Annotated in this window: 12 protein-coding genes; 3 read left to right on the top strand and 9 right to left on the bottom strand. The window is 58.7% G+C overall.

All coding sequences use genetic code 11. The features are described 5' to 3' along the window. Positions 1-91 precede the first annotated feature (91 nt). The 3 genes from ACA068_RS00760 to ACA068_RS00750 form a co-directional block, all read right to left on the bottom strand. Entirely contained in the window at positions 92-1,567 is a 1,476-nt protein-coding gene (locus ACA068_RS00760; RefSeq protein WP_497306865.1) for a Fic family protein, read from the bottom strand. Between the two features lie 101 nt (positions 1,568-1,668). Continuing rightward, the gene (locus tag ACA068_RS00755) at positions 1,669-1,914 is read right to left on the bottom strand and encodes a DUF2789 domain-containing protein (protein WP_131060483.1); all 246 of its coding nucleotides are present in this window, start codon (positions 1,912-1,914) and stop codon (positions 1,669-1,671) included. 140 nt (positions 1,915-2,054) lie between these two features. Continuing rightward, positions 2,055-2,516 carry an aminoacyl-tRNA deacylase gene (locus ACA068_RS00750; RefSeq protein WP_497306863.1) on the bottom strand — a complete coding sequence of 154 codons (462 nt, stop codon included), beginning with the start codon at positions 2,514-2,516 and terminating at the stop codon, positions 2,055-2,057. A 199-nt stretch (positions 2,517-2,715) separates the two neighbouring features. On the opposite strand from ACA068_RS00750, the gene ACA068_RS00745 reads away from it, so the two are divergent. The 3 genes from ACA068_RS00745 to ACA068_RS00735 all read left to right on the top strand — a co-directional run bounded on the left by ACA068_RS00745 (position 2,716) and on the right by ACA068_RS00735 (position 4,744). Next, positions 2,716-3,246: an NfeD family protein gene (locus ACA068_RS00745; protein WP_497310518.1), complete on the top strand. Its 531-nt coding sequence runs from the start codon at positions 2,716-2,718 to the stop codon at positions 3,244-3,246. Positions 3,247-3,248: 2 nt separating this feature from the next. Next, entirely contained in the window at positions 3,249-4,007 is a 759-nt protein-coding gene (locus ACA068_RS00740) for a slipin family protein (protein ID WP_131060480.1), read from the top strand. A 353-nt stretch (positions 4,008-4,360) separates the two neighbouring features. Next, positions 4,361-4,744, top strand: coding sequence for a DUF6124 family protein (locus ACA068_RS00735; protein WP_497306861.1), 384 nt, complete (start codon positions 4,361-4,363; stop codon positions 4,742-4,744). A gap of 150 nt (positions 4,745-4,894) precedes the next feature. Here the strand turns inward: ACA068_RS00735 and ACA068_RS00730 are convergent, their stop codons facing one another. The 6 genes from ACA068_RS00730 to ACA068_RS00705 all read right to left on the bottom strand — a co-directional run bounded on the left by ACA068_RS00730 (position 4,895) and on the right by ACA068_RS00705 (position 12,394). Further along, positions 4,895-5,761, bottom strand: a complete 867-nt coding sequence (locus ACA068_RS00730) for an ABC transporter permease (RefSeq protein ID WP_497306859.1) — start codon at positions 5,759-5,761, stop codon at positions 4,895-4,897. Positions 5,762-5,781: 20 nt separating this feature from the next. Continuing rightward, positions 5,782-6,642: an ABC transporter ATP-binding protein gene (locus ACA068_RS00725; RefSeq protein WP_497306857.1), complete on the bottom strand. Its 861-nt coding sequence runs from the start codon at positions 6,640-6,642 to the stop codon at positions 5,782-5,784. A gap of 5 nt (positions 6,643-6,647) precedes the next feature. Further along, a complete protein-coding gene (locus ACA068_RS00720; protein WP_497306855.1) occupies positions 6,648-7,673 on the bottom strand; it encodes an ABC transporter substrate-binding protein in 1,026 nt (341 codons plus the stop codon). 17 nt (positions 7,674-7,690) lie between these two features. Continuing rightward, a complete protein-coding gene (locus tag ACA068_RS00715) occupies positions 7,691-8,578 on the bottom strand; it encodes a TauD/TfdA dioxygenase family protein (protein WP_497306853.1) in 888 nt (295 codons plus the stop codon). 302 nt (positions 8,579-8,880) lie between these two features. Beyond that, positions 8,881-10,248 (bottom strand): HlyD family type I secretion periplasmic adaptor subunit, encoded by a 1,368-nt coding sequence (locus ACA068_RS00710; RefSeq protein ID WP_497306851.1) that lies wholly within the window; start codon positions 10,246-10,248, stop codon positions 8,881-8,883. Next, on the bottom strand, positions 10,238-12,394 hold the full coding sequence (locus ACA068_RS00705; RefSeq protein WP_497306849.1) for a type I secretion system permease/ATPase: 2,157 nt from the start codon (positions 12,392-12,394) through the stop codon (positions 10,238-10,240). Before ACA068_RS00705 ends, ACA068_RS00710 begins: the two co-directional genes overlap by 11 nt. Positions 12,395-12,417 lie beyond the last annotated feature (23 nt).

The raw sequence follows: 12,417 nt of genomic DNA, 5'->3' as shown, positions 1-12,417 counted from the left end.
CACTGTTAGTTTGCTAACTATCAATATGGCATTGGAGGGGAAAGTTGGTCAAGTTTTGAAACAATTCTGTGACCAGAGGGATGTTTGTCCCCTAACCATCGCCCAACAATCTTCCCGCTTCTCTCTCAATAAAATCCAAAACCTCCTCCGTCACGCTGTACTGAAACTGCTTGCGTCGGTGTTTTGAAACCTTGCCGTCGTTATCCAGGCACATCATCACCAGCTTCGACAGATCGTTACCCCGTACATCGAAACGCTGATTGACCGCTTTGACCACACGGTCGTAACGGTCAAGAAACTCGGTCTCCTCCCGCAATTCGATTTCCAGCGCGCGGCGCGCCATCTGCAACGTGAATTCGACGCAATGGGTGGCGTCCCAGAAGCGATAAATGGACGGGTGGCCAATGAATTCGAAGGCCATTTGGTCGGCGTCCAGCCAGGTGACGTTCCAGAACTCGCGAGCAGGTTTTGAGAATTCCTTAAGCGCTTCCAGGTAGTTCGCCTCCTCGTGTTTCATGGCCACGGAGACGGGCAACAGCAAACCATTTTCCAAGGCCCCGGAATGGCAAAGGGTTTGATGAATCAGGAAACGTGAAAGTCGACCATTACCATCCATGAACGGATGGAGGAAAACGAATCCAAATGCCGCCACGGCAGCCGCCACCAGTGGATCGACTTGCTTTGAAGACTGATTGCCGAAGGTCATCAACTCTTCCATCAGCTCACGGCACAGATCCGGTGTGGGCGGTACGTAGCTGACGCCAGCGGCGCCACGCAAACCGTTATGCAGATGATTCTGTTCGTGGCGAAACAGGACAGCTTTATCGAAAGGATTGGAAACGGTGCTGTTCTGCAATTCGACCAGATAGTCTTCACTCAACTCGCGCCCTTCATGGGCCTGGCGCAGCAGTTGAACAAAGCGGCGTGATTTTTCCTCGCTGGGTTCTTCTTTCTCGATGGCGAAGGAATCGCGGGTTTCGTGCAGGTAAGCCCAGTTGATGGCGCGGTCCATCATTTCGGGCGGTAATGTCGCCATAAAGGCTTTGGCTCGGCCGAGAATGTCGAGATCAAGCAAGGCTTCGAGTTCAGGCGTTCGTTCTACGGTGGCGCAGTAGCGTAGAGAGCCCAAGCCGTTAAAGTCGACGCGCCAGCGGCTATTGCGCGATGCTGGGCCAGTTACATAGCGTTTGGGATCGAATAGCGCGACAACACTGCCCCGAACCGGTGTCGAATACTCAAGTTGTTGCCCGTTGAAGCTCTCCCACAAAAAGCAGGCTTTACGGATAAACACACCATTCGGGGATTTGGCCAACTCATTCAGCAGTTGCTCAGCAGAAACAGCTTCAAGCGCTTGGGCAAGAATGCAAAGATTGACGCCTTCGTGCTTGAGGGCGAAGAGAATATGCTCAAGCATCGAGCCCTGAGCGGGAGCCACTGACTGGGGAACAGCCAAGCAATCACCGATCAATGTAATACGAGTGACTGGCTTGATCATCGCAGCGCGTTGGGGTGCGAATGCCTTAAGGCTCAGAGCATCATGCAGGTAGGCGTATCCAACAAATGGCATAGCGAGCGTCCACAGAAAAAATTCACTTTGGCGATTAAAGCCCAGATTTTTTTACCGCTCACCAGTTTTTTTTACATTTCGCCATTTTCCCTCAGTTTTTTTTACACCCCCCGCCCCTTCCTCATCAGCACATCCAGTTGATCCACCACCTCCGCCCAATCCGCGTCATCCAGAATTTCCTCACGCAACAACTGCGCTTGGCCCTCGCTCCAGAAAAACGCATCGGCCAGATGCAATTCGGGCTTGAGCGGTGAATGGGTGGCGATGAATTTGTCGATGCTTTCGGCGTCGTCCGGCAGGCCGAGTTGTTTGAACAGCGAGGGGAGGCTGTGGGTTGGGGATTCCATGTCGGGCTCCTTTTTTATGGCAAATGATGGGGTAACTGCTGCGCAGTCATTCGCGGGCAAGCCTCGCTCCTACAGGATCACGCTGTCACCAGTAGGAGCGAGGCTTGCCCGCGAAGGCGATGTAGCTGACTCCACAAAACTCACTGGCTCAACTCTCGCACCTCGGCGTGCGGCACCATTTTCAGAAACTGCGTCATGTCCATGTGAAGCAGATTGGTGTGGTTGCCGGCTTCCAGGTAGATGTCTTTCTGGCGGGTCAGCAACGGATCGATGACCACGTCGATCCCATAGGACTCACCCAGGGCTGGCACAGCGCCACGTTCACAATCATCGAACAGGTGCGGCAGGTTGCTTTCCCGGGAGACCTGCCATTCGCCACTGCTGCGAACTTTGCTCAGGTCCAGATGACGGCTGGCGGGCAGCACAGCCATCAAGAAATGCCCGTGTTGGTCGTCGAGGATCACCGACTTGGCCATCCGTTCGGCAGGAATGCCCGCAAGCCGCGCAGTCTCAAGGCTGCTGGCCGAGTGCGGGTGGGAGACGATGTCATATTCGCAGTGCGCCTTATCCAGACTGCTCTGCAGGGTTCTTGCCATACGCATGATGCACCTCGGTGTCCGCAAACACTGTTTGGCGGACGATGGTTAACACTTTTCTTCGTACTGAAAGTCTAGGCCTGCTGGCGCGTTGCGGAGTGAAATCCGCCCGCCGGGCCAAGGTCAACAACTGGTCAAAATTCGTACAATCCACAGCTCAGCTAGACTGTATAAAGAACCATCAATGACTCTCCTGGAGGGTCACGTGAACACTCGTTGCTGGGCAATTGCGCTGCTGTTGGCCTTGAGCGTATCGGTCTTCGCGGCGGACACCGTCGTCCTGCTGGCTCCCAACCCCATGGGGATCTGGCTGATCACGTTCGGCATCGCGTTTCTGATCGCCGAGGCGGCCTTACCCAATTACGGCGTGATCGGGCTGGGCGGCATTGTGATGTTCGTGATCGGCGCGGTGATCATGACCAACACCGAAGTCCCTGTTCCGTTGATGATCGGCCTGGGACTGGTGAGTGCCCTGCTGCTGATCTTCCTGCTGATCCACGCCCTGAAAACCCGACCGCGCGAAAACGTCAGTGGCGATGCAGGACTGGTGGGTAGCGTGGCCCCGGTGTTGTCGCTGGCCGGCAATGCCTATAACGGCTGGGTGCATCTGCAAGGAGAGAAGTGGCAAGTCCTCAGCGTCACGCCGCTGCAACCCGGGCAAAGGGTCCGGGTAGTGGCGCGCAAGGGATTACTGCTGGAAGTGGCCGCGGCTGATGCGGCGTCGAAGGGAGAATAGACATGGGCCTGCAACTGGGATTTGCCGCGCTGCTGTTACTGCTGATCGCGCTGGCGGGGTCGACCTTCCGCATCCTGCGCGAATACGAGCGCGGGGTGGTGTTCCAGCTCGGACGCTTCTGGCAGGTCAAAGGCCCGGGCCTGATCCTGCTGATTCCGGTGGTCCAGCAAATGGTTCGCGTCGATCTGCGCACCGTGGTGCTCGACGTACCGCCGCAAGACGTGATCACCCGCGACAACGTCTCGGTCAAGGTCAACGCGGTGCTGTATTTCCGCGTGCTCGACCCACAGAAAGCCATTATCCAAGTTGAAGACTTCCTCATGGCCACCAGCCAATTGGCCCAGACCACGTTGCGGGCGGTGCTGGGTAAACATGAACTCGATGAACTGCTGGCCGAACGGGAACGGCTGAACATCGACATCCAGCAAGTGCTCGACGCCCAGACCGATGCCTGGGGCATCAAGGTGGCGAACGTCGAGATCAAGCACGTCGACCTCAACGAATCGATGGTCCGCGCCATCGCCAAACAGGCCGAAGCCGAACGGGAACGTCGGGCCAAGGTGATTCACGCCGAAGGCGAATTGCAGGCCTCGGAAAAACTCATGCAAGCGGCAGAAATGCTTGGCCGCCAGCCTGGGGCGATGCAGTTGCGGTACATGCAGACGTTGAGTTCGATTGCCGGTGACAAGACGTCGACGATTGTCTTCCCGTTGCCGATCGAGTTGCTCAAGGGGATGGCGGATTTGTCGTCCAAATCCTGACCTTCTGCGCAAACACCAACGTCTGGCAGCTGCGTCGGAGATTTCCTTCAAGTTGTAGTGGTGTTGGTGAACTTGTTCCGGTCTGAACCCAGGTCTAGTCTGGGTTTGTCACTGAATAAACGGTGACACGGACGTGCAAGTCCGGGTAAAACCCTCTCCGAAACCCTGCCTCAGGCCATTCATCAGGCATATCCATGCTTGCTGTGATTGCTTTATGGCGGCTGTGTGCGGGAGACCTTAGGGTCTGCCGAGTTTTTTGGAGGGTTCGCTCGGTCTTGCACCCCGCACATAGCTGCCACCTTATTCGCGTGCAAGCGAACTGGTTTCAGCTTCCATTATTAAGGAACCTAACCATGTTCAAACCAACTCCAAATCCTCCAGAAAACTCTGGAACCGATTCCCAAGATTCTCTCGAAGCCGAAAAACTCAAAGAAGCCGCAGACCGCGCCTTCGCCCACTACTTCCCCCCGGCTGACGGAAAACCAGCCAAACGCCGCAAAGGCCATCTCTTCACCGTCTCTCCCGACATCGACACTGAAGCCCTGCTGGCCAACGCCTCCGAAGACCTGCTGTCCATCAGCGCCATTGCGGCCGATCTGGCAGACGACGTGGACGGCACACGCCGCTCGGTCGCCCTGGCGCTCAGCCGCATGGCCGATGGTGTGCAGTTGCTCGTAGAGCGAGCGCTGGATCATTGGGAGGAATTGAAGATGGCGCAGGCTCAGGCCAAGGTTTAGCCGGGTAGATTGGCGGTGAATTGACCGCCGCCATCGCGAGCAGGCTCGCTCCCACATTGGATCTCCGTCGTATACATAATTTGTGTTCACTGAAGATCAACTGTGGGAGCGAGCCTGCTCGCGATGGCGTCAGACCAGACACCGCAAAACTCAGCGCTGCATCCCCCAGCGCTTAACGGTGACCCGCTCCAGCGAGTCAAACACCAGGTTCTCCACCAGCAACCCAATCAAGATCACTACCGCCAACCCGGCAAATACCTTGTCGGTGTACAGCTCATTACGATTCTGAAAGATGTACCAGCCCAGCCCGCCTTTGCCGCTGGTAGCGCCAAACACAAGCTCAGCGGCAATCAGCGTGCGCCAGGCGAACGCCCAGCCGATTTTCAACCCGGCAAGGATCGACGGCAGTGCCGCTGGAATCAGGATGAACAGCACAAAACGCATCCCCTTGAGGCCGTAATTACGTCCGGCCATGCGCAGGGTTTCCGAAACGCCAAGAAACCCGGCATAGGTATTCAGCGCCAAGGCCCAGAGCACCGAGTGCACCAGAACAAAAATCAGGCTGTTCTGCCCCAGGCCAAACCACAGCAGCGCCAACGGCAACAACGCGATCGCCGGCAGCGGGTTGAACATCGAGGTCAAGGTGCTCAGCAGATCGCGCCCGAACTGCGTCGACACCGCCAACGTAGTCAGGGCAAACGCCAGGACGATGCCGATCAAGTAACCCTTGAGCAACACCACCAACGAAATCCAGACCTTGCCTAGTAACTCGCCGCTGAGCAAACCGTCATACAGCGCGCTGCCAGTTTGCAGAAAACTCGGCAGCAGCAGGTCGTTGTTCTGAATCCGCGCAACCACCTCCCACAGCACGGCGAGCAAAATCAGGATCAGGCCTTTACGCAGCCAGGCTTGTTGCCACAGGCGCTGGCCGAGCGGCAATTCCCGCTCCACCGGCACGCTGGTCAATGGCTGCAATACGGTTTCGAATGCTTCACGCGCAGATGATAAATGGCTCATCGGGCACTCCTCTTAATGGCTCAATAAGCGATGCGAATGTCGGAAAAATCCAACTCACGCTCGGTTTCCGGCGACTGGCCTTCATCGAACAACAGCCGATGAATCCGTCGCGCCGACGCTTGAAACGCCACGCCGCCAAGGCTGTGCAAATCGTATTGATGGCTGTGGACTTCGGCCCGCACCCGCCCCGGGTGCGGCGACAGCAGCAGGATACGATTGCCCACCACCAGCGCTTCTTCGATGGAGTGCGTGACGAACAGCAGCGTGAAGCGCACCTCTTCCCAGAGCAGCAGCAATTCTTCCTGCATCTTGCGGCGAGTCAGCGCATCGAGGGCGGCAAAGGGTTCGTCCATCAGGAGGATTTTCGGCTGCATCGCCAACGCCCGGGCAATCGCCACACGCGCCTTCATGCCACCGGACAAGGTGTGCGGATAGGCATCGGCAAACGCCGCCAGACCAACTTTGTCCAGGTAATGCAGCGCCCGTTCTTCGGCCTCTTTGCGCTTGAGGGTTTTCGACGCCAGCAGCGGAAAAATCACGTTCTGTTTGACGGTTTTCCACGGCGGCAGCTGATCGAATTCCTGGAAGACGACAATCCGGTCCGGCCCCGGTGCATGGACGGTCCGGCCTTGCAGCCGAATCTCGCCCTCGCACGGTTGAATGAACCCGGCGACCGCTTTGAGCAACGTCGATTTACCGCAACCCGAAGGGCCGAGCAGCACAAAGCGGTCCGCCGGGTCGATTTCAAAACTGACGTGGTGTGTCGCCCGAACCACCCGCTGAGGCGTGCGGTATTCGAGGCTGACATTGTCGACCGACAGCAGCGCATGGGCTGGCGCGTTCGGTTTGCTGACCGTGTGGCCTTGCAAAGGGGCGTTCATGTCGATCAGCTCCCTTGCAGCGGTTTGGCGTCCTGGAAGAAGTAATCCTTCCACGAATCCGGTTTGTTTTTGATCGCGCCAACGCGGTACAGGAATTCTGCCAGTGGGTAGGTATTTTTCGGCGTGACGCTGAATTCGAACTGCGGGTTGTCGATGATTTTCAGCAGTGCGGCGCGGTCGATTTTGGCTTTGGTGACACGGATGTACGTGTCCGCTGCGGCGCCTTTATCGTTCTGGGCGAATTGCGCCGCTTCGGTCAGTGCCTCGACAAACGCCTTGTAGGTTTTCGGGTTCTCGTCACGGAATTTCTCGGTGGCAAACAGCACCGTCGGCGAGTTCGGACCGAGCAGGTCATAGGTGTTCAGCACCACATGCACATTGGGGTTTTCCAACGCTTGATCCTGGAACGGCGGGTTGGAGAAATGACCGGTCAGTTCAGTGCCGCCAGCGATCAGCGCAGCCGTGGCGTCCGGGTGCGGAAGGGCGATGGTGTACTTGTCGAGACGGTTGAATTCCTTGTCTCCCCACTGTTTGGCGGCCGCGTATTGCAGGAAGCGCGACTGCACCGAAACGCCCACCGCCGGTACCGCGATGCGGTCCTTCTCCGTGAAATCGGCGATGGTTTTGACCTTGGGATTATTGCTCACCAGGTAGTACGGAAAGTTGCCGAGGGAAGCCACGGCCTTGACGTTCTGCTTGCCGTGGGTGCGATCCCAGATGGTCAGCAGCGGACCAACGCCCGCACCGGCGATATCAATCGAGCCTGAGAGCAGCGCATCGTTGACCGCCGCGCCACCGGACAACTGAGTCCAGTCGACTTTGATGTCGATGCCTTCCTGCTTGCCGTACTTCTCGATCAGGTTCTGATCGCGCACCACGTTGAGCAACAGATAAACGATACCGAACTGCTCGGCGATGCGGATTTCACCTTCGGCGTAGGCCACGGTCGGCGCCACCAGGCTGCCGGCGATCAGGCTCAAACCCAAACCGATAGCAGCGGCCAGCGGCGCGAATGGAAGACGTTTGGACATGGAAGTTCTCCGACAAATCAGAAAGGCGCGTCGCCCTGGATGGTGGTGCGATACAGCTTGCGGCGCAGATGGCTTGGGCATCCGGCGGCAAGGTGGATCAGCGAACGGTTGTCCCAGAACACCAGGTCATGGGCCTGCCATTGATGGCGGTAGATGTTTTGCGGCAAGACGCTGTGGGCATAGAGCTCGTCGAGCAGCTGCTTGCTCTCGTCTTCTGGCAAACCGACGATGCGGGTGGTGAAGCCTTCGCTGACGAACAACGCCTTGCGACCGTTTTCCGGGTGGGTGCGCACGATCGGGTGGACCACTTCGGCGACTTGAGCGAGTTGATCCGGCGTCAGGGTCGGGCGCCAGTTGCCTTCGAATTTGGTTTCGCTGTAGCGCGCGGTGTAGGAGTGCGCCGCCGAGCGGCCTTCGACCGCTTTGCGCAGTGCGTCGGGCAGGTTGTCCCAGGCTTTGTGCATGTCGGCGAAGAGCGTGTCGCCGCCCTCGGACGGCAACTCCTGGGCGTGCAACATCGAGCCCAGGCTTGGCAGTTCTTTATAGGACAGGTCGGAGTGCCAGAACTTGCCGGCGTCACCGAGGCCGATGGATTGGCCGTTTTCGATGATGTTGGAGACGATGAGGATTTCCGGGTGGCCGGCCAGCAAGAACTGCTTGAGCACATGGATCTGCAACACGCCGAATCGGCGGCTGAAAGCGATGTGCTGCTCGGGGGTAATGCGCTGATCGCGGAACACCACGACGTGATGATCCAGGTGCGCGCGGTGGATGCGGGCGAAATCCTGATCATTGATCGGGCGAGACAGGTCCAGACCGATGATTTCGGCACCGACAGCGCCGCTGAACGGGCGAATGTCGAAGGTTTGTGGCGCGATTGCGGGTGACGCAGAGACGGCTGACATAAAAATCACTCCCACGCACGGCACGCTCAAGGGCGCGCGCGTCGATCAAGAAACTCACGGAGGTCCCGTGTTGGTTCGTGTCGTGCGGCGCGCCGATTGGTCGGCAGGTACGCAGGAGGATGACTTTATAGGTATAAGAATTTAAATTTAAATACCGTTAATGAATAACGATATGGCTTTTGGGTTACGGCGTTCTTGAGGCCGCCTTCGCGGGCAAGCCTCGCTCCTACATGGGATAGTGCGTTCAAATCCCTATAGGAGCGAGGCTTGCCCGCGAAGAGGCCATCAGCCCCAACCGAGAACTACCGCTCGTGCAACGCCTCGGCCCGCGCCCGGATAATCGGCTTGAGCAGATAGCTGAGAACAGTCTTCTTGCCGGTAATGATATCCACCGAAGCCACCATCCCCGGGATGATCAACAAGGGCTTTTCATCCGTCCCCAAGTGACTGCGATCCGTGCGCAGTTTGATGATGTAGTACGTGGTTTTCTTGTCTTCATCGGTGATGGTGTCGGCACCGATCTGCTCAAGCCTGGCCTTCAGCCCACCGTAAATGGTGTAGTCATACGCCGTGAACTTCACCGTCGCTTCCTGGCCCGGGTGCAGGAACGCGATGTCCTGCGGGCGGATCTTCGCTTCCACCAGCAAGGTGTCGTCCAGCGGTACGATTTCCACCAGGTCGCTGCCCGGCTGGATCACGCCGCCAATGGTGTTCACCAGCAACTTGTTGACGATGCCGCGCACCGGCGAGGTGACCAGCGTCCGGCTGACCCGATCTTCCAGCGCCTTGCCGGTGGCCTGGGCCTTGTTCAGATCGGTGCGCGCCTCGTTGAGTTGGGTCAGGGCTTCGCTGCGGAACTTGCCGCGCGTCTCGTCGATCTTGCGCTGCACTTCCTTGATTGCCGATTCGGCGCGCGGGATTGCCAGCGTCGTGGCGTCCAGTTGCCCACGGGTTTCGACCTCGGCACGCTTGAGCCGCAACACCTCGACCGGCGATACCGCGCCCTGAGCCACCAACGGCTCGGACATGTTGATTTCCTGACGCTGCAGCGACAACGCGTTGCGATACTGAGACTGTTTGGAGGTGAACTCGCGCAGTTCTTGTTGACGCTGGATGAACTGCTCCTGCAAACCACCGATTTCATCGTGCAGTTGCTGACGACGACTGATGTACAGCGACTCTTCGCTGGCTGCCTGGCCAGGAACAGCCTTCAGCACATCAGCGGGGAAGTTCAACGGACGGTCATCAACCTCGGCGCTCAAGCGCTCCACGCGCAGCAGCATCGACAGTCGATCGGCTTCGGTCTCGCCCACATTGGAGGCAAACCGCGTGTCGTCCAGGCGAATCAGCGGTGCGCCTGCATCGACAATCTGCCCTTCGGTGACGAACAGCTCGGAGACGATACCGCCCTCAAGGTTCTGGATTTTCTGGATCTTCGATGACGGAATCGCTTTACCGTCGCCCTTGGTGACTTCGTCGATCACCGCGTAATTGGCCCAGAGCATCAGGAACACGAAGAAACCGATAATCGCCCAGATCGTCAGCCGCACCACGCGCGGGGCGTCTTCGATAAGGGCTTTATTGACCTCGGGAAGTGGCTGGCCATGGAGCGACTCGGAGCCTTTGAAGTAACGGCGGATCGAATCCTTGAAACCCGACTTAAGCAACACTGATCTGCCCCTTCTTCAACGCTTCCATCACGGCGGCTTTCGGGCCATCGGCGAGTATTTGTCCACGGTCGATGACGATCAGGCGATCCACCAGCGACAACAGCGATGCCCGGTGCGTCACCAGCACCACGGTCTTGTTTTCAATCACCGCCGCGAGGCGTTGCTTGAGGCGTTCTTCGCCGGTGTTGTCCATGGCGCTGGTCGGTTCGTCGAGCAGCAGGATCGGCGGGTTGAGCAGCAACGCACGGGCCAGGGCCACGTTCTGGCGCTGACCGCCGGACAGGTTCTGCCCGCGTTCGCCGACTTGCAGCTCATAGCCTTGCGGATGCAGGCGGGCGAACTCATGCACGCCGGCCAGTTCGGCGGCTTGCAGCACCACTTCGTCTTCTACATAGCGCGCACCCGAGACCAGGTTGTCGCGCAGGGTGCCGGCCAGCAGCTGGATGTCCTGCGCCACGTAGCCAATGTTGTGGCGCAATTCGCTGACGTCGATCTGACGGATGTCGACGCCGTCCACCAACAAGGCGCCGTCGTCCGGTTGATAGAGCCCCACCAGCAGTTTGGCCAGGGAGCTTTTGCCCGAGCCGCTGCGACCGATGATGCCGATCTTCTCGCCCGGCTTGATGACCAGGTTGATGTTGTTCAGCGCCGCGTTCTGTTGATTCGGGTAGGTGAAATTCATCTGCCGGCATTCGATGGCGCCTTGCAGCACCTTGCGGCTCAGCGGACGTTCTTCGAAGTTGCGTTCTTGCGGCAGCTCCATCATCTGGTCCACCGATACCATGGTCACCCGCGCTTGCTGGTAGCGGGTCAGCAGGCCGGACAACGAAGCCAGCGGGCTGAGCGCGCGGCCACTGAGCATGTAGCAGGCGATCAGACCGCCCATGCTCAGATGACCGTCGATGATCTGGTACACGCCGAAGACGATCATGATCACCCCGGCCAATTGCTGGATCAGCAAGGTGATGTTCATCGCCAGACCGGAGAGCATTTTCACCCGCAGCTCGAGGCGGCTGAGGGTGCCGATGGTCTGTTCCCACTGATACTGGCGTTCGCTTTCGGCGTTGTTGACCTTCACCGCATCGAGGCCGGCGAGGGTTTCGATCAGGCTCGACTGACGCTCGGCGCCCAAGGCCATGGTTCGTTCCATGGTCGCCACCAGCGGCTTCTGCAAGGCATAGCCGATCAGCAAGGCAATGGGGAACGCCAGCACCGGAATCCACACCAGGTGCCCGCCGAGAATGGCGATGACCATGAAGATCAGCAGTGTAAACGGCAGGTCGATCAGGCTGGTCAGGGTCAGCGAGGCGAGGAAGTCGCGCAGGCTCTGAAACTCATGGATGTTCTGGGCGAAGCTGCCGACCCGGGCCGGGCGGTACTTCATGGCCATGCCGACGATGCGCTCGAACAACGTGGCCGAGATGATCAGGTCGGTTTTCTTCCCGGCCAGGTCCAGGCACAAGCTGCGCAGGCTCTTGAGGATCAGGTCGAACAGATACGCGCCGGTGATGCCGATGGCCAGCACCCACAGGGTCGATTCAGCCTGGTTCGGCACGACGCGATCGTAGACGTTCATCACGAACAGCGGCGCGGCCATGGCGATGATGTTGATCAGGAAACTGGCGGCGATGGCATCGGCATACAGCCAGCGCGAACGCTTGAGGGTGTCACGGAACCACGAGCGCGCGCGCGGGATCAGCGTGCCGTGATTGACGTCGAATTTGTGCTGGGGTTGAGCGAAGAACACTTTGCCGATGTAGTCATCGGCCAGCAGTTCGCGACTGACAACACTTTCGCCGCCATCACTTTCGCTGAGCAGCAGGCGCGCCTGGTCGTCACCTTGCCAGCCGAGCAGGACGGCACTTCGGCCATCCTTGAGCAACAACAGCGCCGGCATCGCAATCGCCGGGATTTGCTCCAGTTTGCGCACCAGCACCCGCCCTTGCAGGCCGGCGCGAGCGGCGGCACGGGGCAGCAGTTCCACGCTCAGGCGCTGCTTGGGCAACGGCAGGCCGGTGGTCAGCATCGCGGCGCTGGCCGGCTTCTGATGCAGGGTGCAAAGGGCTAGCAGACCATCCAGTAGCGGATCGTCGTGCAGCGCGCGTGGATCATGAATGAGTTGAACTCGACTGACTTCTGATTCCACGCTCGGCACTCTTGGCTAACAGT

This window comes from Pseudomonas sp. LBUM1660, from assembly GCF_059695935.1.
Note: the sequence above shows the minus strand (reverse complement) of the source record. Positions and strands in the feature narration are given on the sequence as shown.